This window comes from Streptomyces sp. NPDC093801 (genome assembly GCF_040701585.1).
Lineage (GTDB): Bacteria > Actinomycetota > Actinomycetes > Streptomycetales > Streptomycetaceae > Streptomyces.
Genome location: NZ_JBFBDP010000037.1, coordinates 33,227 through 55,291, shown reverse-complemented (window position 1 = coordinate 55,291; position 22,065 = coordinate 33,227). Strand labels below are relative to the sequence as shown.

Below are 22,065 nucleotides of genomic sequence, written 5' to 3'. Positions count from 1 at the left end.
CCCGCCGGGGCCGGGGGCGGTGCCCGCTCCGGGGGCCGCCCGGCGGCCGCCGCTCGTGATCAGTCGGATGACCGAACCCATGTCCCGGCACGGCGGATGAATCGACGCCATGTGACGGATGCCGGGCGTCCGGCGTCGGGGGAGAGTGGGGAGGCCAGCGGCCCTCCGGGAAGGAACAGACATGATCGACAGGCGCACCCTCACCCGGACGATCGGTCTCGGAGCGGCGGCCGCCGCCCTGCCGGTCGCCGCGGCACCGGGCGCGGCCGCCGCACCTGCGGCCGGTCCCGACCGGCCCGACCGGCCCGGGCGCCCGGCTCCGGGCGTCCCGGCCGTCGCCCCGGGCGCGCACACCGCCTTCGCCGGGCTGAAACAGGTCCGGGCCGGCGTGCTCGACATCGGCTACGCCGAGGCCGGCCCCGCACACGGCCCCGTGGTCGTCTGCCTGCACGGCTGGCCCTACGACATCCACAGCTTCGCCGACGCGGCTCCGCTGCTGGCGGACGCCGGATACCGGGTGATCGTCCCCTACCTGAGGGGACACGGCAGCACCACCTTCCTGTCGCCGTCGACGGTCCGCAACGCGCAGCAGTCCGCGATCGCCCTGGACGTCATCGCCCTGATGGACGCCCTGAACGTCCACGAGGCGGTCCTGGCCGGATTCGACTGGGGCGCGCGGACCGCGGGCGTCATCGCCGCGCTGTGGCCGCAGCGGGTCAAGGCCCTGGTGCCGGTGGGCGGCTACCTCGTCACGCACGTCCCGTCGCAGAGGAACCCGCTGCCGCCGAAGGCCGAGCACACCTGGTGGTACCAGTACTACTTCGCCACCGAACGGGGCCGCGCCGCCCTGGAGACCCGGGAGAACCGGCACGACCTCTGCCGCCTGGTGTGGGAGGAGGTCTCCCCGACCTGGGACTTCGACGACGCCACCTTCGAGCGGACGGCCGCCGCGTTCGACAACCCGGACTACGCCGCCATCGTGGTCCACAACTACCGCTGGCGCCTGGGCCTGGCCGACGGCGAACGCCGCTACGACCGCTTCGAGCGGCTGCTCGCCGCCCGGCCGGTCATCACGGTGCCGACCATCGCCCTGGACCCCGCCCTCGACCCGTTCCTGTCCACGACCGACGGCACGGGGTACCGGCACTTCTTCACCGGCCCGTACGAGCACCGCGTCCTGCCCGGCGTGGGCCACGACGCCCCGCAGGAGGCGCCGGCGGAGTTCGCCCGGGCGGTGAGGGACGCCGACCGCCTGTGAACGGCGGCGGCGGTCACCGAGCGGCCAGGGCGCCTTCGATCTCGCGGCGGGAGGAGACCCCCAGCTTGGCGAAGACCTTGCGCAGGTGCCATTCGACCGTGCGGGGGCTGAGGAACAGCTGCGCGCCGATGTCCGCGTTCGGGTGTCCGGTGGCCGCGAGCCGGGCGATCCGGGCCTCCTGTGCGGTCAGGACCTGCGGGCCGGGGGTCCGGGCACGGACGGTCTCACCGGTGGCGAGCAGCTCGCGCCGGGCCCGTTCGGCGTACGCGGCCATGCCCATCGCCGAGGCCGCCGCGTGCGCGGCGCGCAGCTCGTCCCGGGCCCGGGCGCGCCGGTTCTGGCGGCGCAGCCATTCGCCGAACAGCAGCCGGGTGCGCGCCTCGAACACGCCGAGCCCGCCCCGTGTGAAGTGGTCGAGGCCCTCGCGGTAGTGGTCCTCGGCCCGCTCGGGGGCTCCGGTCAGGGCGTCGGCGACGGCCTGCGCGCCGAGGGCCCAGGGGGTGCCGGCCCGCCCCCAGTCGGCCAGGCGCTCGCGCGCCCGCGCCGCGACGGCCGGATGGCCGGCCCGGGACGCGGCCTCGACCAGCTCGCCGCACGTCCAGTGGTGTACGACGAGGTCCTGGTACTCGCCACCCCGCAGCGCCGCGTCCATGGCGGACGCGTAGTTGCCCAGGCCGTTGTGGAGCACGGCCCGCGCGCACGCCGCCATGGCGTTCAGACGGCCCAGACCGCGCTGGTCCCCCTCCCTTTCCATCGCTCCGATCACCTCCAGGGCGGACCGTTCCCGTCCCTGATGGGCGTGGAGCAGGGACGTCGAGACCAGGTGCGTCGCCATCCCGGCCGCCTCGGCGACGGCGGGCGTCTCGTCCAGCAGGTCGCGGGCTTCGGCGAAGCGTCCGGTGTAGACGAGCGAGGCGGCCCGGTAGGGGAGCGCCGTGGAGAGGACCGACAGGGTGCCCGTCGTCCGGGCGAAGCGCACCGCCCGGCCGGTGATGTCCAGCCAGGCCTGGAGGTCGCCCAGCTCCACGGCCGCGTTGGCGGCCGGCCACAGGACGGCCAGGTCCTCGTCGTGGGTGAGCGAGCGCAGCGCCCGTGCCAGCAGCGGGAAGGCGGCGACCGGCCCGTCCGTGGTCCAGGTGACGAGGGCTCCCAGGAACACTCCCGCCGTCTCGTCACCAGGTGGCAGGTCGCGTGCCGCCGCGGCGGCACGTCGCAGTCCGCCCGCGTCGTGCCGGCCGGCCCAGATGGCCGCGCCGAACGCCGCGAGGCAGGTCTCCCGGGCGGCTGCCGGGTCGAGGGCCGCGAGGCGGGCCGCCGCGTCGAGCAGCGGCTGCACCGCGCCGAGCCCCGGATGGGTCATGGACGATGCCTTGGCCCGCAGCCGGCTGGCGTCGGCCGACTGCAGCGGGTCCAGCGGTCCGAGTTCGGCGGCGGCCACCAGGTCGGGCACCCGGTCCGGTACGGCCGCCGCGAGGTGGGCCGCCGCGGCGGCCAGCGCCCGCCGAGCCCGTTCCTTCGGGTCGGGCGTCAGCGCGCAGGCGCGTTCCAGGAAGGCGGCGGCGGCCGCCCGTCCACCGCGGGCCAGGGCCCGGTCGGCGGAGCGCTCCAGAGCGGCGGCGACCTGTTCGTCCGGCCCGACGGCGGCGTGGGCCCGGTGCCAGGCCCGCCGGTCGGGGTCGCGTACGGCGTCGGTGGCCTCGGCCAGCGCGCGGTGCGCCGCCCGCAGTGCGCTCGCGTCCGCGCCGCGCCAGACGGCCGAACGCACCAGCGGGTGGCGGAACCGGACCGGGGCTCCCAGGGTGAGCAGGTCCGCCGCCTCGGCCGGCGCCGCGGCCTCGGTCCCGATGCCGAGCAGGCGCAGTGCACGCCACAACAGGGGGGCGTCACCCACCGGTTCGAGCGCCGCGACGAGCAGGAGGGCGCGGGTGTCGGCCGGCAGCGCCTCGACGCGCCGGCGGAAGCCGTCCTCGACCCGGGACGCCAGCGGTCCCGCGCCGGGCCCTCCGAGGCCGAACGCCAGCTCCGCCGGTGACAGGTCCCGGGGCAACTCCAGCAGGGCGAGGGGGTTCCCGCCGGTCTCGGCGACGATCCGGTCCCGCACCCGTGAGTCGACCGGCGCCGCGAGGGCGCCGTCGAGCAGGGCCCGCGCGTCGTCGTCGGCCAGCCCGCGCACCGTCAGGTCCGGCAGGCCGGCGAAGCCTTCCGTCCCCTGCCCGCCGGAGGTCCGCTCGGCGAACACCAACGCCACCGACTCGGCCTCCAGGCGGCGCCCGACGAACGCCAGGATCCGCTGGGACATCAGGTCCAGGCACTGCGCGTCGTCGACCAGGCACACCAGCGGGGACTCGGCCGCGGCCTCGGCGAGGAGACCGAGGACGGCGAGCCCGACCAGCAGCATCTCGGGCGGATTCCCCGCGCTCAGCCCGAACGCGACGCGCAGGGCGTCCTGTTGGACCGGCGGCAGCCGGTCGAGATGGGACAGCAGGGGGGCGCACAGGCGTTGCAGGGCCGAGTAGGCGAAGTCGGACTCGGCTTCGACGCCGGCCGCGTGCACGGTCGGCAACGGCGCGGCCCGCTCGGCCAGATGGGCGAGCAGGGCCGACTTGCCGACCCCGGCCTCGCCCCGCAGCACCAGCACCCTGCTGCGCCCGTCCCGCACGTCGCGCAGCAGCCGGTCCAGCGCCTCCAGTTCGCGGGTCCGCCCGAGCAGCCGGCGTGACGCGTGGTGGGGCATGGGACCTCCGGGTCGGGGTTCCTCCCGGAGGAGATCCACTCCATCCTACGGACTTCCGCCCCGGCTGACCTGCATGAATTCGGTCAGACCGATGCGCCGCCGCCTCGCCGGAACCCGGGGGGAAAACGGCTCCGCCGTCCCGAGCGGGCTCGGGACGGCGGGACCTTTCACACGGCGGGCATCCGCCGGCGCGTCAGCAGTACGTGAAGGAGCTGATCCTGTCGTTGATCCACGAGGGGACGGAGGGCCACTTCTCCCAGGGGCCGATCCTGAACTGCAGCCCGCCGTAGTTGTTGTGCTCGTAGAAGCAGATGCCGCTCCCCGTGTTGTTCACCACGGACGAGGCGACGTCCTGCATCCCCGTCCACAGCGCCCCGTCCCGCTTCAGCTTCCCCAGGTCGCCCACGTTCTGGTTCGAGGCGATCGCACCGAACCTGGAGCCGCTGGTGGCGCCGACGAAGTCGTTCTCGGACCACAGGCAGACGTGGGCGGCGGGGCAGGCTCCGGCGCCCTGCCCGATGCCGATGAGCACGGAGGCACTCGCGGAAGTCGCCGCGGTCATGACCAGCCCGGCAACGGCGGCGGCACTGACGGCGAGTCGTGCCGTCTTCCTGCGCGAAGTCATCATCATCCGTTCAGATGGTCGGGGGCGGTCAGCAGTAGCTGAAGGAGCTGATCCTGTCGTTGATCCAGGAGGGGACCGAGGGCCACTGCTCACGGGGCCCTATCTTGAACTGCAGCCCGCCGTAGTTGTTGTGCTCGTAGAAGCAGATGCTGCTCCCCGTGTTGTTCACCACGGACGAGGCGATGTCCTGCATGCCCTTGTCCCCGGTGGAGCTGCGGGCCAGCTTCCCCATGTCGCCGACGTTCTGGTTGGAGGCGAACGAGCCGAATTTGTGGTCGTAGACGAACTTCCCCTGGATGAAGTTGCCTTCCGACCACAGGCAGACGTAGCCGTTGGGGCACGAGCCGGCGCCGTGGCCGATGTCGAAGACACTGGTGGCGCTCGCGGACGTCGCGCCTGCCACGATCAGCCCGGCCGCGGCGACGGCGGACAGGCCGAGCATCTTGAGCCTGTGATGCGAAAACACTGTTACCTCTCGAGGTGTAGGAGGACTGGGATCAGCAGTACTTGAAAGAGCTGATCTTGTCGTTGATCCATCCCGGAACGGACGCCCACTTCTCCCGGGGGCCGATCCTGAATTCCAGGCCGCCGTAGTTGTTGTGCTCGTAGAAGCAGATGCCGCTCCCGGTGTTGTTCACGACCGACGAGGCGGAATCCTGCATGCCCTTCCAGCGGAAGAGCTTGCTCTCGAAGACGAACTTCCCCATGTCCGAGACGTTCTGGTCCGAACCCACGGCCCCGAAGTCGTATCCACCGGCGGGGTTTCCGCGCACGAAATCGTTCTCGCTCCACAGACAGACCCAGTTGGCGGGGCACTTGCCGGATCCGGTCTGGATGTCGGTGAGCACGTAGGCGCTCGCGCTCGTCGTCGTGGCGACGACCGCCGCGGTCAGCGTGGCGGCTCCCACCGCGAGCCTCATCGCCGTCCTCCGCGCGTTCATCATGATCTCCTCTGGGATGTCGCTCCGATGCCCTCGCTTGCGGGGCGACCTCACTGTGCCGTCGCGGACCGGGGGGCGGCATCGGTCATGTGACTGCTCCCGTGACTGACGGATGCGCGGGGTCCGCCACCGGTTTGAGATCCGCGATCCCGGCCATACGAACGTCCAACAGGCTCCGGCGCGGCCGGGACGGGAACCGCGGACGGCCGGGGCGAGAGGGGGACTCGTATGACCACACCCGAGGAGGACGCACCCGCGTCCGTACGCGGCGCCGGATCCTCGCGGCGCTCCGGACCGGGAGGCGACGCGGCGCTCGCGCTCGGGCTGCTCGGCACCGGCATCGCGGGCGCGGCCGCCTTCCTCAAAGCCGCGTCGGCGGACGGGACCGGGCTCCCCGTGGCGCCGGTCGCCGCCCTGGCCGTACTGATCCTGGGCACACTGCTGGTGAAGCGGAGCCTGGCGCCCGTCCGGCGCCGGCCCGGTGCCCTGCGGCCCACCCGGTACGCACAGGAGCCCGCGGACCCGCCCGACATCGGGGGTGAGGCCCTCGACCACGCCGCGGTCGACGCCGACGGCTTCGAGCACACGGTGGCCGCCCTCTGCGCACGGGACGGCTGCACCTCGGTGGAGGTGACCGGCGGAGCGGGCGACCTCGGCGCCGACGTCCTGGCCACGACTGCGGACGGGCGGCGCGTGGTGCTGCAGTGCAAGCACTACGCCGAGGACCACCGGGTCGGCTCGCAGGACCTCCAGCGCTTCGGCGGCACCTGCTTCGCGGTCCACGAGGCCGACGTCGCCGTCATCGTGACGACCAGCTCCTTCACCGCGCCCGCCGCCGAGTACGCCGACACCTGCGGAATAGTCCGCGTCGACGGCGAGGCCCTGGCGGCCTGGACCGAACAGCAAGCGCCCGCGCCGTGGGAGTGCGGCCCCGGCGCGCCCGCACCCGCCCCGTCCACCCTGCCCCGAGGAGCCGCGTCATGACCACCACCGACACCGGCAGCACCCCGGCCCGGCCCGGGCAGCCCCTCGGCGCCGGAGCCGCCCCCGGACATCCGGCCGACCCCGCCGACCGGACCGGTGAACGCATCCACCGCATCCGCCGCCGCCTCGAACGCCTCATCGGCATCGCCGCGACCGAGGGGAACTCCGTGCGTCCCCTGCGCAACGGCGACGAGATCTTCACCGCGATGCTCGACGCCGTCTCCGGCGCCCGGCACACCGTCGACATGATGACCTTCGTCTACTGGAAGGGCGACATCGCCCGCCGGTTCGCCGAGGCACTGGCCGAGCGGGCCCGCCAGGGCGTACGCGTGCGGCTGCTGCTGGACGGCTTCGGCAGCCGCCTCATCGAACAGGACCTGCTGGACCGCATGAGCACGGCCGGGGTGGACGTGGCCTGGTTCCGCAGACCCCTCCTCCTCTCCCCGCTCAAGCAGAACCACCGCTGCCACCGCAAGGTCCTCGTCGTCGACGAACGGACCGCCTTCACGGGTGGCGTCGGCATAGCCGAGGAATGGTGCGGCGACGCCCGCAACCCGCACGAGTGGCGCGACACGCACGCCGAGGTCCGCGGGCCGGCCGTCGACGGGATCGCCGCGGCGTTCGCCCAGAACTGGGCGGAGTGCCATCCCGAACTCTTCGACGCCCGCGACCGTTTCGTCGGCCACGAGCCGGCCGGCTCCGCCATCGTCCAGGTGGTGCGCGGATCGGCCGCCTTCGGGTGGCAGGACATGCAGACCCTCATGCGGGTCGTCCTCGAATCGGCGGAAGAGCGCGTACGCCTGGCGACCGCGTACTTCGCCCCCGACGACTACTTCGTCGGGCTGCTGTCCGCCACCGCCCGCCGGGGCGTCACGGTGGAGATCCTGCTGCCCGGCCCGCACACCGACAAGCGGGTGTGCCAACTGGCGGGCCAGCACCACTACGAGACGCTCACCGCGGCAGGGGTGCGCATCCACCAGTACCAGCCGACGATGATGCACGCCAAGATCGTGACGATGGACGGGGTGGTCTCCCTCGTCGGCTCGTCGAACTTCAACCGCCGTTCCCTCGACCACGACGAGGAGGTGATGCTGGCCGTCATGGACCCGGAGGTCACCCGCACCCTGGACGAGCACTACGACCAGGACCTCCGGGACAGCACGCGCATCGCCCCGCAACGCTGGCGCCGCCGGTCCGCCCTCCAGCGCGTGCGCGAGATCTCGGTGCAGCCACTGCGCCGCTACCTGTGAGCGGCGTGTCCCGCGGCGCGTGGGGCGGAGCGGTGTCAGCGGGCGTGGTGCCGGAAGCCCCGCTGGTGGGGGAGCCCGCTCCGGCTGCGCGCAGCGGGACGGCGGTGCTCGCCCCGGCGGCGCCGGCCCGGGAAGGGGTTGCGCTGCGCCGGCGCACTGGGAGCCAGGGCCAGCAGGGCGACGAGGGCGAAGACCGCAACGAGGATGAGCACGGTGGCGACGGTCATGTTCCTTCCTTCCGTCGAATGCTGTCTGTCTACCTGTCGCTACTTCTTGTTACCAAAAGGTGGGTGGCTAAACCCCCGCGGTGGGCGGAGAACGTGGCGATGCCCGCCTACGCGGCCGTTCCGGTCTCCCGGTCGGCGGCGGCGATCTGGTCGTGGAAGCGCTTGTGGACCCAGTGGCGCTCGCCGAGGACGTTCACCTGCCCCCATCGGCCGGAGACCGGACCGAACCGGGTCTGCCGTGGCATCGTACCCACGAGACGCCGCGGGCCGGCACCGCCGGACAGCCTGCCGCCGTCCAGCACGTAGACGGCGTCCCGGGTGATCGCCACGCAGCGGTACTTGTTCGTGAACATCGTCAGCCCGGTGAGGTAAGTGACGACGAAGTAGAGGAAGTTCGGCGCGCTCTGGCAGATGAACACCTGCCGGATCTCGCTGCCGGCGGGCAGGAACGGTGCCGAGCGCCGTACCAGGTCCGGTCGCGGCCCGGGGCCGCGCCGCCCGCTCTTCCCAGGTCCGCCGGTCAATGCGACTCCTCACGCCACCGCTACGGACTGCATGCCCAGGACCGGGCCTTCCGCAACACCGTTCAGCGGTGCCGGCTGTCCGGCGGAGCCGGGGGGCCGGGTGCCGGGCCGTCCTGCCCCGTGGTGCGCAGCAGGAGCAGGGCGGTGTCGTCGGTGTACCGGCCGGTGGGCCACGCGCGGCGGATGAGGTGGTCGACGAGGCGCTCGACGTCCTCGTCCCGGTGGCGCGCGAGGTGCTCGGCGAGGTCTGCGGCGGTCCGGTCGGCGTCGGTGCCGGGCACCTCCACGAGGCCGTCGGTGTAGAGCGCGAGAGTGCTGCCGGGCGGGAGGGCGAGCTCGGTGACGGGGTAGCGGGTGCCCGTGTCGATGCCGAGCAGCGGGGCGGGGTCGAGTCCGACGACCAGCCCCGGCCGGCCCGGCCGGTGCAGGAAGGGCGGCGGATGGCCGGCGCTGGCCAGGGTGGCCCGGTCGTGGGCGAGGTCGATCCGGGCGTACAGGGCGGAGACGAGCAGGTCGCCGCCCAGGTCGATCAGGACGCGGTTGGTGCGGTCGAGCACCCGGTCCGGCGGGGCGCCGGCCGTGGCGCGGATGGCGGTGCGCACCTGTCCCATCAGGGCGGCGGCGGCCACGTTGTGCCCCTGGACGTCGCCGATGACGGCGGCGACGGTGGTGGCGTCGAGGCGGATGACGTCGTAGAAGTCGCCGCCGATGTCCATGCCGCGGCTGGCGGGCAGGTAGCGGGCGGCCATCGTGAGACCGGGAACGGCCGGGAGACTGCGCGGCAGGAGCGTTTCCTGGAGGCCCAGGGCCAGGCCGTGCACGGCGTCGTAGAGCCGGGCCCGGTCCAGTGCCTGGGCGATCAGGCCGGCCAGGGACGTGAGGACCGCCCGTTCGTCGGCGGTGAACGCGTGCGGGCGGTCGTACGAGAGGATGCAGCAGCCGATGGGCCGCCCGGAGATGAGCAGCGGCAGGAAGGCCCAGGCCCGTTTGTCGCTCATCAGCGGGGCCTGCGGGAATTCGGCGGCCATCTCCTCGACGGTGGCGAAGAACGACGGCAGGCCGGTGGACAGGACGCGCCCGGCCGGGGTGAGGTCCGTGCCCAGGGGCAGCCCGTCGAGGTTGTCGATGGTCTGCCGGTCGTAGCCGTGCCAGCCGGTGATCTTCAGGCGACCGGCGTCCGCCGCGGAGAGGACCAGGCTGTCCGCACCGAAGGCCGGCAGGACCTGCCCGGCGACCAGCTCGACTACGTCGCTGACGGCCACGGTTTCGGTCAGGGCGGCCGCCAGGTGCAGGAGCTGGTAGAGGCGGCCGGTGTGGGCGGTCCGGGAAGCGGCGGACACGGGCCGGTCGGTGTGCGAGGACTCGGGCCGGCCCTCCGAGGGGCCGGCAGGGCCGGCACCGGGCGCGCGGGTGATGCGGACGCTGATGCCACTGGCGTCCGGGTAGAGCCGGAAGCGCAGGCGGCGGCCGGAGGGGGCCGGGGCGGTGAACTCGACCGGTTCGCGGCTGATGACGGCCGTGCGGTAGTGGTCCTCGACGGCGGGCTGGTCCAGCCAGGGCAGGGACTGCCAGGGCCGGGTGCCCAGCAGGCGGTCCGCGGCCCGGCCGAGCAGGGCGGCCGCCACCCCGTTCACGAACGTGATCCTGCCCTCCAGGTCCAGGGCCAGCGCCCCCTCGGGCAGCCGCTCGGCATAGTCCGCCGCCGCCTGCGGGGTGCGGGCCGCATACGGGTGGGGCTCGGTGAGCGGTACGCGATGGGGCTGCCCGGGCGCCCGCGGCGGGTCCGGGCACTCGTCCAGGACGTGCGCGAGGCCCCTCGCCTCGGCGGTGACGTGGCCCCGCTCGCGGCGGCCGGCGCGCTCCGGGTGGGCGGCCGGCCACAGCAGGACCAGCCCGCCCCAGCAGCGGGCGCGGCCGGGCAGCGGCGCGGCCGCGAGGGCGAAGCGGTACGGCATGCTCGCCGCGACGCGCGGGTACCGGCGGGCCATGTCCTCCTGGGAGCCGACCCACACCAGGCGGCCCTCCCGGACGGCCTCGCTGATCGGAACCGTGGTCGCGAGCGGTATCCGGAGCCAGGGCCATGCCACCTCCTCCGGCAGCCCGCACAGCACCGCCAGGCCGAGCCGCTGCTCGGCCTCGTCCAGCAGGTACAGGACGCCGGCCGAGGCACCGGTGCGCCGCACGGTGCCCACCAGCGCGGCACCGAGCAGCTCCGCCCAGCCGGGCCGCTCACCGGGGCCGGGTCCCGCAGCTCGCATACCAGGACCATACGCCGACGAACCGGACCGATCGCGCCGGTGCACGGCCGGACGCCCCTGTGGCCGCAGCCGGCAGGACCGGACAAGGTCCGCACCGGGCGTCCGGGGCCGACGTCGAGCTGTCCGACCGGGCGCACCGGCGGCTGAGGACCATCCCTGGCCGCAGGCCCGGGGCGGCTCCACCAGGTTCGTACCCGCACGCCCTCGCGCCCGCCGCCCGGAGGCCGTCTGCCGTTGCGGCGGCGCCGTGCCGGGCACAGGCTGCTGTCAGGCGGAGAGAAGCGTTCCGGCCGAGTCGGGCCCCGTGCAACCGGGAGGTGGAGGGCATGCGGCACCCGCGGGGCCCGGAGCCGGGCGGCGGGGGCGAGGAGCGCAGCACGGTGGTGCTGGACGTGCGGGGCATGATCCGCGCGACCCAGCAGAACACGGTCGCCGCCGTGCTGGGCCGACGCCCGGGCGTCCTGGACGTGGAGGTCAACCCCGTCGCGCAGTCGGCCACCGTCGTCTTCGACCCGCGTCGTACCTCGCTGGCCGAGCTGCGCGGCTGGGTGACCGCCTGCGGCTACCACTGCGCCGGCCGGTCGGTGCCGGCCCACATCTGCGATCCGATGGACGAGCCGGACCCGCCCGGTGCCCCGGCGAGGCAGCCCGTGCCGTCCGTGCACGCGGGACACGAGCCGCAGGACGGGCGCTCGCCCCGGGAAGCGAGGGACCGAGGCGATCACGGCGGCCACGGCGGCCCTGCGGGGATGTCGATGGTGGCGATGGTGGCGGACATGCGCCGCCGCTTCCTCGTCGCGGCCCTGTTCTCCGTACCGATCCTGATCTGGTCGCCCATCGGCGAAGAGGTCTTCGGGCTGCACGCGCCCGTACCGTTCGGCCTCCGCCAGGACGTCTGGGCACTCCTGCTCAGCCTGCCGGTGGTCCTCTACTCGTGCTCGGTCTTCTTCACCGGCGCCGTCCGGGCACTGCGCGCCCGGACGCTGGACATGATGGTGCTGGTGGCGGTCGCCGTCGGCGCCGGATGGCTGTACTCGCTGATCGTCACGCTCACCGGCGGCGGGGAGGTCTTCTACGAGGCCGCCACCGTACTGGCGTCCTTCGTCCTGCTCGGCCACTGGTTCGAGATGCGCGCCCGCGGCGGCGCCAACGACGCCATCCGCACCCTGCTGGACCTCGCCCCGCCCCAGGCCGTCGTCCTGCGGAACGGCGAGCCGGTCGAGGTCGCCACCGCCGAGGTGGCCGTCGGCGACCTGCTCCTCGTGCGCCCCGGTACGAAAGTCGCCGCGGACGGGGTCGTGGAGGACGGCGAGAGCGAGGTCGACGAGTCGACCGTGACGGGGGAGAGCCTGCCGGTGCACAAGGCGCCGGGCTCCGCCGTGGTCGGCGCCACCCTCAACGCCAACGGCACCCTGCGGGTACGGGCGACCAGGGTCGGCGCGGACACGGCCCTGGCCCAGATCGTCAAGCTGGTCCAGGAGGCGCAGAACTCCAAGGCGCCGGGCCAGCGGCTGGCCGACCGGGCAGCGTTCTGGCTGGTCTTCGTGGCCCTCGCCGGCGGCGCGCTCACCCTGGTCGTCTGGCTGCTGGCCTCGGACCGGCCCTTCGGCGAGGCCATGCTGTTCGCCATCACGGTGGTCGTCGTCACCTGTCCCGACGCGCTGGGTCTCGCCACGCCCACCGCGATCATGGTCGGTACCGGACTGGGCGCCGAGCGGGGGGTCCTGTTCAAGAACGCCATGGCGCTGGAGGCGTCCGCGGGGATCCGGACCGTGGTGATGGACAAGACCGGCACGCTCACCAGGGGCGAACCCGAGGTCACCGAGGTGATCACCGCGCCGGGCCGCTCCGAGGACGAGGTCCTGCGGCTGGTCGCGGCGGTCGAGCGGGAGTCGGAGCACCCGCTCGCCGAGGCGGTCGTGCGGTACGCCGCGTCGCGCGGCGCCGGGCCCGCGCAGGCCCGGCACTTCGAGAACGTGCCCGGCCACGGGGCGACCGCCGTCGTGGACGGCCACCGGATCGCCGTGGGCAACCGCAGGCTGGCCGAACGCGAAGGCGCGCCCCTGGGCCCGCTGGCAGCCCGGCGCGACGAGCTCGCCGCCACCGGCCGCACCGTCGTCATCGCCGTGATCGACGGCCGGCCCGCCGCCCTCATCGCCCTCGCCGACGCACCACGGGAGACCTCCCCGGCCGCCGTGCGCGAACTGCACGCCCTGGGCGTCGAGGTCGTCATGCTCACCGGTGACAACCGGGCCACCGCCGAGCGGATCGCGCGGCGCCTGGGCATCGACACCGTCATCGCCGAGGTCCTCCCCGGGGACAAGGCCGCCGTCATCGCCGGGCTCCAGCGCGACGGCCGCAGGGTCGCCATGGTCGGCGACGGCGTCAACGACGCCCCCGCCCTCGCCCAGGCCGACCTCGGCATCGCCATCGGAGCCGGCACCGACGTCGCCATCGAGACGGCCGACCTCGTCCTGATGCGCTCCGACCCCCTCGACGTGCCCACCGCGCTGCGCATCGGCCGGGGCACCCTGCGCACGATGCGCCAGAACCTCGGCTGGGCCATCGGCTACAACGCCATCGCCCTGCCGATCGCGGCCGGCGTCTTCGAACCGGCCACCGGCCTGATCCTCCGCCCCGAGATCGCGGCCCTGTCCATGTCCGGGTCCAGCGTCATCGTCGCCGTCAACGCCCTCGCCCTCAAACGCCTCCGCCTGCCCGGCCCGGCGCCCGGGGGGACCCCGGACCGTCGGGGGCCCGGATCCGAGCCCGTCAGGCGAGCGGGCAGCTCGTGAGCGGGTCCTCGCCGGGGCCGGGAAGGGGCACGGTACGGCCGGGCGGCGGCGGTACGCCGCGGCCGAGCCAGGTCTCCAGGGCGGTCAGAGCGGAGCGGTGGCAGGGGACGAGGGGGCGGAGCCTGTCGGGGAAGGCGTCGTACAGGGAGTCGACGTGCGTTCCTCCCTCGATGCGGTAGTAGCGCAGGAGGCGGCCGCGGCCCGCGTCGGCGACCATGCGGGCGTAGACGTCGGAGTCCCGGCTGATGGGCAGGAGGACGTCCAGCGTGCCGTGCAGCGTGATGAGGGGCTTCCCGATCCGCCCCGTCAGCGCGATCTTCGCCACGGCGTCGCGGACGCTCCGGGGCCGCGCGCCGTAGTCGTAGTCCGCGTCGCAGGCGGGGGCGCCCGGTACGCAGAACGGGGTTCCCGCCTCCTGCGGGCCGTCGAAGCCGGGGTCCAGCTCTTCGCGGTAGATGCGCTGGGTCAGGTCCCAGTAGTACTGGTGGTGGAAGGGCCACAGGAACTCCGAGCCGGCCGGGTAGCCGGCTGCGGTCATCTCCTGACGGGCCTGGTCCGCGCCCGGGCCCCCTGCGGCGTAGCGGGGGTAGGCGGCGAGGGCCGGAGGCAGGAAGGTGAGCAGGTTCGGCCCCTGTTCCCGCCAGAGGGTGCCTTCCCAGTCCACGCCGCCGTCGTACAGCTCGGGGTGGTTCTCCAGCTGCCAGCGCACCAGGTAGCCGCCGTTGGACATCCCGGTGGCCAGGGTGCGGGAGGGGGGCCGCAGGTAGCGCTGGGCCACGACGGCGCGGGCCGCACGGCCGAGCTGGGTGACCCGCGTGTTCCACTCGGAGACCGCGTCCCCCGGCGCCCGCCCGTCGCGGTAGAAGGTGATGCCCGTGTTCCCCTTGTCGGTCGCCGCGAAGGCGTATCCGCGGGCCAGGACCCAGTCGCCGATGGCCCGGTCGTTGGCGTACTGCGCGCGCACCCCCGGCGAGCCGGTGACGACCAGGCCGCCGTTCCAGTGGTCCGGTAGGCGGATCACGAACTGGGAGTCGTGGTTCCAGCCGTGATGGGCGTTGCTGCTCGAGGAGTCGGGGAAGTACCCGTCGACCTGGATCCCGGGCACACCGCTCGGCACGCCCAGGCCGGCGGGGGTCAGCCCGGCCCAGTCGGCCTGCTCCGTGTGCCCCGAGGCGAGGGTGCCGGCCGTGGTCAGCTCGTCCAGGCAGGACGGGACCTGGAGTTCGGCGCCGGGCACCTTCAGCCGTGACAGGCCGGCACAGTGCCCGTCCGCCGTGGCCGGTCCGCCGGGGTGCCCGGCGGCCGCGGGCGCCGCGGCGATGGTCACGAGGGCGGCCGCCGCGGCGGCCGCCCTCCGCAGCAGAGCGAAGCGTGGCGCGCGTCGTGGGCGGGGGCGTGGTGCCGGCGGTGCTGAAGGGTGCACGGGTACCTCCGGTGGACCGTGTCTGCGGGCGGGCGCCGGTTGCGCAGCGGGATCGCGTGACCCGCTCCGCAACCGGCGTGCGCGGTGGGGGTGTTGAGAGGCCCAGGTGCCGGTGCGAGCCGTGCGGTGCCGCCACCGGCGCCGCATTCCTGGACAGACCGGCGGGACGGTGTGCGCACATGTGCAGCGCACCCGCACGCAGGTGAACGCCTCGCCGCGGTGTCCGCAACCGTAGGGGCCGGGTCCGCCACCGGAGAATGGTGCCGCGGCCCACAGGCCGCGAACCGGCCTGTACCGGCTGCCTGTTGTACCGCGGCGACCCTCGTGCTATCGGGGTGCGGGCCGCCCCCGGGAGCCGGCGCCGCTCAGCCCGCGGCGCGCAGGGCCCGCGCGTGCTCCCGTACCTGCGCCGGCGTCAGATACGCGTCGGTGCACTCGAACTCCCGGAGCCTGGGCGGCTTCGCCGCCTGGAAGCCGGTGCGCACGAAGTCGTCCCCGGCGACGGCGTTCAGCAGCCAGTTGGTCATCACCCGTGCCTTGGCCACGTTGGTGCGCAGCGCCGACCAGTGGTACCCGCGCGCCACCGCCTGGGCGGGCAGGCCGCGCAGCGGGATGCCCAGTGGCTTCGACACGGCGTCAGTGCCCCCGAGGTCGACCACCAGGCCGAGGTCCTTGTGCACGTAGGGCCGCAACGGCAGGCCGCGCAGGGAGGCGATCACGTTGTCGGCCAGGGTGCGCCCCTGCCGCAGGGCGTGCTGCGCCGTCGGCGGGCAGATGGCACCGTCCCCGCCCCGGGCGAGATCGGGCACGGCCGCCGCGTCCCCCAGCGCGAAGACCCCGGGCGCGTCCGGAACGGTCAGCTGCGCCGTCACCACCAGGCGCCCCCGCTCCGTCTCCGCGTCCATCGTGCCGATGAGCGGGCTCGCCGCGACTCCGGCGGTCCAGATCAGGGTCCGGCTGGGCAGCACGCGCCCGTCGGTCAGCGTCACCTCCTCGGGCCCCGCCTTGGCGACGCTCACCCCCAGCGACACCCGGATGCCGCGGCGCCGCAGGATGTCCAGCGCCGCACGCCCCAGCGCGTCACCCAGCTCCGGCATCAGCTTCGGAGCCATGTCCAGCAGGTGCCAGCTGATCCGGCCGGGGTCCAGCCGGGGGTAGCGCCGGACCGCGTGACGGGTGAGCCGCTGCAGACACGCCGCGGTCTCCGTGCCCGCGTAGCCGCCGCCGACCACGACGAAGCACAGCCGGGAGGCGCGCTCGGCCTCGTCCTGGCTGGCGTCCGCGAGGTCGAGCTGTGCGATGACGTGGTCGCGCAGGTACGCCGCTTCGGCGAGGGTCTTCATCCCCCGCGCGTGTTCCAGCAGGCCGGGGACGTCGAAGGTGCGGGTGATGCTGCCGGGCGCGAGGACGAGGTGGTCGTAGGCCTCGGCGCTCTCCTCGCCGGTGATCCTGCGGATGACGCAGACCTTGGCGGCGGTGTCGACGCCGATGGCCGCGCCGGGGATGATCCGGGTGCGGTGGCGGCTGCTGCGGCGCAGGGAGACGGCGATGGACTGCGGGGTCAGGACGCCGGAGGCCACCTGGGGGAGCAGGGGCAGGTAGAGCTGGTACGCGTCGGGGGTGACCATGCGGAGGTCGGCCTCGCCGGGGGACAGCCGGCGCTCCAGACGGCGCACGCACTCCACTCCGGCGAAGCCCGAACCCACCACGAGGATCCTCGGTCGTGCCACGATGTCCGTCCTTTCCCAGCGCTGTCGGGTCACTTCCCCGCCTGCCCGCTCCTGCGGCGCCTGCACGCCCGCCGCGGAGATCGCAGGGATGCCGCGCCGTGACCTCGGCTCCTGGTTCGCGTGCTGAAGGCGTCTTCAGGCCTTCAGGCTCTCTTCAGCGTGTCCTGGCGATCCTGTGCCCGGATGTCCGGGCGCACGGCCCGGACCGTGCACGAGGGGCAGCGGTGGGCACAGTGAGCGACTTTGCGGGCAGGTCCGGGCAGGCCTGGACGGCCGAACCGAACCACTCGGCCGCCGCGGCCCCGGCCGCGCCTTCGGAGGGGAGCGCCGGGGCGAGCAAGGTCCCCGAAGTGACCGCCGTGTTCTGGATCGTCAAGATCCTCACCACCGGGATGGGGGAGACCGCCTCCGACTACCTCGCCCGCGTGCTCGGGCCGGTCCCGGCGGTCGCCTCGGCGGCTCTGGTGCTGACCGCGGCCCTCGTCGCGCAGTCCCGCACCCGCCGGTACGTCCCCGCCGTGTACTGGTTCGCGGTGATCATGGTCAGCGTCTTCGGCACCATGGCAGCCGATGTCGCGCACGTCGCCCTCGGCGTGCCGTACGCCCTGTCCGCGGCCGCCTTCGCCGCGGCCCTCGCCCTGGTGTTCGTCCTGTGGCGGTGGACCGAGGGAACCCTCGCGGTGGAAACCGTCGCCGGAGGCCGCCGGGAGGCCTACTACTGGACCGTGGTCATGGCCACCTTCGCCCTTGGCACCGCCGTCGGCGACCTGACCGCCGCGACCCTCGGCTGGGGCTACCTGCCCTCGGCCCTGCTGTTCGCCGCCCTGATCGCCCTTCCGGCCCTCGCCCACCGGCTCTTCTCCCTCCCGCCCGTGCTCGGCTTCTGGTGGGCGTACGTACTCACCCGCCCCCTCGGCGCCTCCTTCGCGGACTGGGCCGGCGTCGGCACCGAGCGCGGCGGCCTCGGACTGGGCACCGGCCCCGTCAGCCTCGCCCTCGCCGTGGTCATCGTCGCCGCCGTCGCACGGCTCGGCGCCGCCGGCCGGCGGGCGCCCCAGCGGGTGGGCTGAAGCCCGCGCCTGCGTCCCCGTGCCCGCAGGGGTGCACCCGTGCGTACGGAGGCCCCACGGCGGGAGCGGGTCACTGCAGGCCGGAGACCTTGAAGACCGTGCGGGCCGTCTCGCGGTCGATGCGCCGCGCGAGCTGTCGCAGGGCGTTCGTGCCGCGCCGCAGGGTGCCGCGCCGGATCGACGTACGGCTGTCCGTGTCGAAGAGGCGCCACATCGCCGGGTTGCGGGCCAGGACCGTCGGATCGATCTCGACCCGGTTTCCCTGCGCGTCCCGGAGGACCATCCGCTGGGCCACCCCGTCGGGCCAGTGGACCGAGACGAGGGCGTCGGTACGGACCGTGTCCGTCGTCAGCAGGCCGCGGGTGCTCAGGAGTCCCGGGCGTACGGAGACCCGGCGCGGCAGCAGGATGGCGAAGAGGAGGCCGGCCAGACCGGTCCAGAGGACCCCGCGCGTCACGTCGAGACTCCCCGATCCGGCGTCCACCGCGAACAGGGCCGTGAACAGCAGGAAGGCGACACCGGTGGCCGAGCGCGTTTCCGCCGCCCAGTGGACGTCGTGCGCGCAGGGCCCGGCAGGCGCGGCTCCGGCGCCCTGCGCGCCGGGCGCGGCCTGGGGGAAACGTCGGTCCATGAGAGCGACGTTAGGGCTGGTGGAGGGCTTGTGGGCGGACCCTGACACATCGCTGTCGTGATCGCTACGCCGTCTTGACGGGAGGCCCGCCGGGCAGAACCCCTCGGCTTCACGGGCCCGGTGGCAAGCACCCGCCGGCTCCTGACGGCCTTCCGGCGGCCGTCATCAGGAGCGCGTCAAAGATCGGCTTCCGGGCGGAAGGAACCCGTCAAGGAGTGGGACGAGGGCCGTCGCCCGGGCGGAGACTTTGTGGGGCGACGGAGCCGGACGACGGACCGGCGGCACGCGGCCGGCGGGCGGTGACCTGAACACCGCCGAAGCCGCTCACGGTCCCACCGTGGGGGTAAGGGCCCGAGCGACCGCGTGCCGGTCACCCGTCGCACAGCACATGGGCCGTCCGGCTTTCCGGTGTGGGGATACCGGGCCGGACGGCTCGCGTGTCGACATCGCCCATCCGTTCGGTCGGGTGTGCGTGCGTGCACGTGGTGACGGGCTCCCGGCCCCCGCGGAGCCGACCGCGAACCGCACCTCCGACGCGCGGCGCAACGGCCGGAATTTCCGGCCGCGTGCATTAGGCTCCGCCGCTAGCACCATTCGATCGACTGTTGCTCCGCCCCTCGACAGGAGGCCCGATGATCGGCGTGCTCGTGACTTTCACGCAGACCGAGAAGTTCGATCGTTCAGCTCTCACGAAGATCGCCGGCGAACTCCGCGGACCGTTCGAAGGCATGGCGGGCCTGCGCTTCAAGAGCTTCATGCTCGATGAAGAAGGCGGTCAGGCGAGGAACTTCTACGTGTGGGACGACGAGGAGAAAGGCCGCTCCTTCTTCAGCAAGGAGATCGTCGACAAGGTGACGGAGATCTACGGCGTCCCGCCCACCGTCGAATACTTCGATGTCGTGGGATTCGTCGACAACTCCGGCAGCTGATTCCGGCAGCTGATTCCGGCAGCTGATTCCGGCACCCGATTCCGGCACCCGATTCCGGCACCTGGTTCCGGCACCCGATTCCGGCACAGCACGGGAGCGCCACCCGTTGCGGGACGGTCCTCAGGGGTGGCTCGCCCGTCAGGTCACCGCGGACGTCGGGAGTTCCGGGGGCACCGGGGGGCCGTCGCCCGCCATGGGCAGGGTGAGGACCATCGTGAGGCCGCCGCCCGGGGTGTCCTCGGCCGCGAGGGTGCCTCCGATGGCCTCGGTGAAGCCGCGGGCGACGGCGAGGCCCAGGCCGACGCCGGCGCCGCGCGGGGCGTCGCCGTGGCGTTGGAAGGGTTCGAAGATGCGGTCCTTGGCCTCGTCCGGGACCCCGGGGCCCCGGTCGACGACCCGGAGCTCGACACGGCTTCCCAGGGCGCTCGCGGAGACGTTGACGGCCTGGCCGTGGGGGCTGTACTTGACGGCGTTCTCGACGATGTTGGCGACGGCCCGCTCCAGCAGGCCCCGGTCGACGGCGACCATCGGCAGCGTCTCGGGGATGTCCAGGTCCACGCTGTCCTCCGGTACGCCGCCCAGGGCCATGGGGACGACCTCGTCGAGGTCGGTCTCGCGGATCAGCGGGACGACGGTGCCGGTGTTGAGGCGCGACATGTCGAGGAGGTTGCCGATCAGCGCGGCGAGGCGGTCGGCGCCCTCCTCGATGCCTTCGAGCAGCTCGGCCCTGTCGTCCGCGGACCATTCGACGTCGTCGGAGCGCAGCGAGGTGACGGAGGCCTTGATGCCGGCGAGCGGGGTGCGCAGGTCGTGGCTGACCGCGGCGAGCAGGGCCGTACGGATGCGGTTGGCCTCGGCGAGCTCGCGTGACTTCTCCGCCTCGTCGACGAGCCGCTGGCGGTCGAGCACGACGGCCGCCTGGGCGGCGAAGGCGCCCAGCACGCGGCGGTCCTCGGCGGGCAGGACCCGGCCGGTCAGGGCGAGCGCCATGGTGTCGCCGATGGGCAGGTCCACGTCCGCGTCCTCGGGGCGGAGGACCGTGCCGGTGCCGACGGAGGCCGCCGTGGTCCAGGGGTCGACCTCGCTGGCGCGCTCCAGGAGGGCCACCGACTGCATCCCGAAGGTCTCGCGCAGCCGCTCCAGGAGGGCGTCGAGGGAGTCCTCGCCGCGCAGGACGCTGCCGGCGAGGAAGGAGAGGATCTCGGACTCGGCGCGCAGGCGGGCGGCCTGGTGGGTGCGGCGGGCGGCGAGGTCGACCACCGAGGCCACGGACACCGCCACGCCGACGAAGATCGCGATGGCGACGATGTTCTTCGGGTCGGAGACGGTGAACTCGTGCAGCGGCGGGGTGAAGTAGTAGTTCAGCAGCAGGGACCCGAACGCCGCCGACGCGAGCGCGGGCAGCAGCCCGCCGAGCAGCGCCGCCGCCACCGTGAACGTGAGGAAGAGCAGCATGTCGTTGGCGAGCCCGAGCTCGGGGACGAGCCGGTTCAGCAGGACGGCGAGCACGGCGGGGCCGGCGATGCCGGTGAGCCAGCCCCAGATGAGGCGGGACCGTCCGAGCCGCGCACCGCGGGCGAGGGGCAGGCCGCGGCGCCCCTTGGCGGCCTCGTCGTGGGTGACGATGTGGACGTCGAGGTCCGGGCCGGATTCGCGGGCGACGGTGGCGCTGACACCCGGGCGGAACACGGACTGCCAGGAGCGCCGGCGGCTGACGCCCAGCACGATCTGCGTGGCGTTGCAGCCGCGGGCGAACTCCAGCAGCGCGTCGGGGACGTGGTCCCCTATGACGTGGTGGAAGGTGCCGCCGAGGTCCTCGACCAGCGTGCGCTGGACGGCGAGTTCCTTGGGCGAGGCCGAGGTGAGGCCGTCGCTGGCGGCGATGTAGACGGCGAGGACCTCGCCGCCGGCGCCCTTCTCCGCCAGGCGGGCGGCGCGGCGGATGAGCGTACGGCCCTCGGGGCCGCCGGTGATGCCGACGACGATCCGCTCGCGGGCCTGCCAGGTGGAGCGGATGTTGTGCTCGCCCCGGTACTCCTGGAGGTATTCGTCGACGCGGTCGGCCACCCACAGCAGCGCGAGCTCGCGCAGCGCGGTCAGGTTCCCGGGCCGGAAGTAGTTCGAGAGCGCCGCGTCGACCTTGTCGGGCTTGTAGACGTTGCCGTGGGCCATGCGCCGCCGCAGGGCCTGCGGGGACATGTCGACGAGCTCGATCTGGTCGGCCCGGCGGACCACCTCGTCGGGGACGGTCTCGCGCTGGCGGACTCCGGTGATCGTCTCGACCACGTCGCCCAGCGATTCCAGGTGCTGGATGTTCACGGTCGAGACGACGTCGATGCCCGCCCGGAGGAGCTCCTCGACGTCCTGCCAGCGCTTGGCGTTGCGGGAGCCGGGGACGTTGGTGTGCGCGAGCTCGTCCACCAGGGCGACGGCGGGGCGGCGGGCGAGGACCGCGTCCACGTCCATTTCGGTGAACGTGGAGCCCCGGTGGTCCAGTTCGCGCCGCTCGATGAGTTCGAGGCCGTGCAGCATCACCTCGGTCCGCGGCCGGCTGTGGTGCTCGACGAAGCCGACGACGCAGTCGGTGCCCCGCTCGACCCGGCGGTGCGCCTCGGAGAGCATCGCGTACGTCTTGCCGACGCCCGGTGCCGCGCCGAGGTAGATGCGGAGCTTCCCGCGTGCCATG

17 protein-coding genes are annotated in these 22,065 nt (G+C 73.8%); 6 read left to right on the top strand and 11 right to left on the bottom strand.

All coding sequences use genetic code 11. The features are described from left to right. Window positions 1-181 precede the first annotated feature (181 nt). Window positions 182-1,258 (top strand): alpha/beta hydrolase, encoded by a 1,077-nt coding sequence (locus AB0469_RS33510; RefSeq protein ID WP_366455244.1) that lies wholly within the window; start codon window positions 182-184, stop codon window positions 1,256-1,258. A gap of 13 nt (window positions 1,259-1,271) precedes the next feature. On the opposite strand, the gene AB0469_RS33505 is transcribed toward AB0469_RS33510, so the two are convergent. From AB0469_RS33505 to AB0469_RS33490, 4 genes are all read right to left on the bottom strand, one after another. Further along, window positions 1,272-3,992, bottom strand: a complete 2,721-nt coding sequence (locus AB0469_RS33505) for an AAA family ATPase (protein WP_366455243.1) — start codon at window positions 3,990-3,992, stop codon at window positions 1,272-1,274. Window positions 3,993-4,185: 193 nt separating this feature from the next. Beyond that, window positions 4,186-4,623 carry a peptidase inhibitor family I36 protein gene (locus tag AB0469_RS33500; protein ID WP_366455242.1) on the bottom strand — a complete coding sequence of 146 codons (438 nt, stop codon included), beginning with the start codon at window positions 4,621-4,623 and terminating at the stop codon, window positions 4,186-4,188. A gap of 22 nt (window positions 4,624-4,645) precedes the next feature. Further along, window positions 4,646-5,059 carry a peptidase inhibitor family I36 protein gene (locus AB0469_RS33495; RefSeq protein WP_366455241.1) on the bottom strand — a complete coding sequence of 138 codons (414 nt, stop codon included), beginning with the start codon at window positions 5,057-5,059 and terminating at the stop codon, window positions 4,646-4,648. Between the two features lie 55 nt (window positions 5,060-5,114). Beyond that, window positions 5,115-5,558: a peptidase inhibitor family I36 protein gene (locus AB0469_RS33490; protein WP_366455239.1), complete on the bottom strand. Its 444-nt coding sequence runs from the start codon at window positions 5,556-5,558 to the stop codon at window positions 5,115-5,117. 228 nt (window positions 5,559-5,786) lie between these two features. On the opposite strand from AB0469_RS33490, the gene AB0469_RS33485 reads away from it, so the two are divergent. Beyond that, window positions 5,787-6,542, top strand: a complete 756-nt coding sequence (locus AB0469_RS33485; protein ID WP_366455238.1) for a restriction endonuclease — start codon at window positions 5,787-5,789, stop codon at window positions 6,540-6,542. Beyond that, entirely contained in the window at window positions 6,539-7,792 is a 1,254-nt protein-coding gene (locus AB0469_RS33480; protein WP_366455237.1) for a phospholipase D-like domain-containing protein, read from the top strand. Before AB0469_RS33485 ends, AB0469_RS33480 begins: the two co-directional genes overlap by 4 nt. A 35-nt stretch (window positions 7,793-7,827) precedes the next feature. Here the strand turns inward: AB0469_RS33480 and AB0469_RS33475 are convergent, their stop codons facing one another. The 3 genes from AB0469_RS33475 to AB0469_RS33465 form a co-directional block, all read right to left on the bottom strand. Beyond that, window positions 7,828-8,019, bottom strand: coding sequence for a hypothetical protein (locus AB0469_RS33475; protein ID WP_366455236.1), 192 nt, complete (start codon window positions 8,017-8,019; stop codon window positions 7,828-7,830). Window positions 8,020-8,126: 107 nt separating this feature from the next. Then, on the bottom strand, window positions 8,127-8,543 hold the full coding sequence (locus tag AB0469_RS33470; RefSeq protein ID WP_366455235.1) for a hypothetical protein: 417 nt from the start codon (window positions 8,541-8,543) through the stop codon (window positions 8,127-8,129). 62 nt (window positions 8,544-8,605) lie between these two features. Next, entirely contained in the window at window positions 8,606-10,801 is a 2,196-nt protein-coding gene (locus tag AB0469_RS33465) for a SpoIIE family protein phosphatase (RefSeq protein ID WP_366455234.1), read from the bottom strand. 326 nt (window positions 10,802-11,127) lie between these two features. Here AB0469_RS33465 and AB0469_RS33460 point away from each other — a divergent pair, with 326 nt between their 5' ends. Beyond that, a complete protein-coding gene (locus AB0469_RS33460) occupies window positions 11,128-13,596 on the top strand; it encodes a heavy metal translocating P-type ATPase (RefSeq protein WP_366455233.1) in 2,469 nt (822 codons plus the stop codon). On the opposite strand, the gene AB0469_RS33455 is transcribed toward AB0469_RS33460, so the two are convergent. Further along, on the bottom strand, window positions 13,574-14,923 hold the full coding sequence (locus AB0469_RS33455; RefSeq protein WP_366455232.1) for a 3-hydroxybutyrate oligomer hydrolase family protein: 1,350 nt from the start codon (window positions 14,921-14,923) through the stop codon (window positions 13,574-13,576). The genes AB0469_RS33460 and AB0469_RS33455 overlap by 23 nt on opposite strands. Before the next feature lie 461 nt (window positions 14,924-15,384). After that, window positions 15,385-16,749 carry an NAD(P)/FAD-dependent oxidoreductase gene (locus tag AB0469_RS33450; protein ID WP_366455231.1) on the bottom strand — a complete coding sequence of 455 codons (1,365 nt, stop codon included), beginning with the start codon at window positions 16,747-16,749 and terminating at the stop codon, window positions 15,385-15,387. 233 nt (window positions 16,750-16,982) lie between these two features. Here AB0469_RS33450 and AB0469_RS33445 point away from each other — a divergent pair, with 233 nt between their 5' ends. Further along, window positions 16,983-17,819 carry a hypothetical protein gene (locus AB0469_RS33445; protein ID WP_366455230.1) on the top strand — a complete coding sequence of 279 codons (837 nt, stop codon included), beginning with the start codon at window positions 16,983-16,985 and terminating at the stop codon, window positions 17,817-17,819. A gap of 70 nt (window positions 17,820-17,889) precedes the next feature. Here AB0469_RS33445 and AB0469_RS33440 read toward each other — a convergent pair whose 3' ends face one another. After that, on the bottom strand, window positions 17,890-18,450 hold the full coding sequence (locus AB0469_RS33440) for a hypothetical protein (protein ID WP_366455228.1): 561 nt from the start codon (window positions 18,448-18,450) through the stop codon (window positions 17,890-17,892). A gap of 632 nt (window positions 18,451-19,082) precedes the next feature. On the opposite strand from AB0469_RS33440, the gene AB0469_RS33435 reads away from it, so the two are divergent. Then, window positions 19,083-19,379, top strand: a complete 297-nt coding sequence (locus AB0469_RS33435) for a hypothetical protein (protein WP_366455227.1) — start codon at window positions 19,083-19,085, stop codon at window positions 19,377-19,379. A 138-nt stretch (window positions 19,380-19,517) separates the two neighbouring features. On the opposite strand, the gene AB0469_RS33430 is transcribed toward AB0469_RS33435, so the two are convergent. Continuing rightward, a complete protein-coding gene (locus AB0469_RS33430) occupies window positions 19,518-22,064 on the bottom strand; it encodes a sensor histidine kinase KdpD (RefSeq protein ID WP_366455225.1) in 2,547 nt (848 codons plus the stop codon). Window position 22,065: the final 1 nt, after the last annotated feature.

Bases quoted from the DNA above. Each gene is read 5' to 3' on its own strand.
- AB0469_RS33510 (WP_366455244.1), top strand. From the start codon at position 182: ATGATCGACAGGCGCACCCTCACCCGGACGATCGGTCTCGGAGCGGCG.
- AB0469_RS33505 (WP_366455243.1), bottom strand. From the start codon at position 3,992: ATGCCCCACCACGCGTCACGCCGGCTGCTCGGGCGGACCCGCGAACTG.
- AB0469_RS33500 (WP_366455242.1), bottom strand. From the start codon at position 4,623: ATGATGATGACTTCGCGCAGGAAGACGGCACGACTCGCCGTCAGTGCC.
- AB0469_RS33495 (WP_366455241.1), bottom strand. From the start codon at position 5,059: ATGCTCGGCCTGTCCGCCGTCGCCGCGGCCGGGCTGATCGTGGCAGGC.
- AB0469_RS33490 (WP_366455239.1), bottom strand. From the start codon at position 5,558: ATGAACGCGCGGAGGACGGCGATGAGGCTCGCGGTGGGAGCCGCCACG.
- AB0469_RS33485 (WP_366455238.1), top strand. From the start codon at position 5,787: ATGACCACACCCGAGGAGGACGCACCCGCGTCCGTACGCGGCGCCGGA.
- AB0469_RS33480 (WP_366455237.1), top strand. From the start codon at position 6,539: ATGACCACCACCGACACCGGCAGCACCCCGGCCCGGCCCGGGCAGCCC.
- AB0469_RS33475 (WP_366455236.1), bottom strand. From the start codon at position 8,019: ATGACCGTCGCCACCGTGCTCATCCTCGTTGCGGTCTTCGCCCTCGTC.
- AB0469_RS33465 (WP_366455234.1), bottom strand. From the start codon at position 10,801: ATGCGAGCTGCGGGACCCGGCCCCGGTGAGCGGCCCGGCTGGGCGGAG.
- AB0469_RS33460 (WP_366455233.1), top strand. From the start codon at position 11,128: ATGCGGCACCCGCGGGGCCCGGAGCCGGGCGGCGGGGGCGAGGAGCGC.
- AB0469_RS33440 (WP_366455228.1), bottom strand. From the start codon at position 18,450: ATGGACCGACGTTTCCCCCAGGCCGCGCCCGGCGCGCAGGGCGCCGGA.
- AB0469_RS33435 (WP_366455227.1), top strand. From the start codon at position 19,083: ATGATCGGCGTGCTCGTGACTTTCACGCAGACCGAGAAGTTCGATCGT.
- AB0469_RS33430 (WP_366455225.1), bottom strand. From the start codon at position 22,064: ATGGCACGCGGGAAGCTCCGCATCTACCTCGGCGCGGCACCGGGCGTC.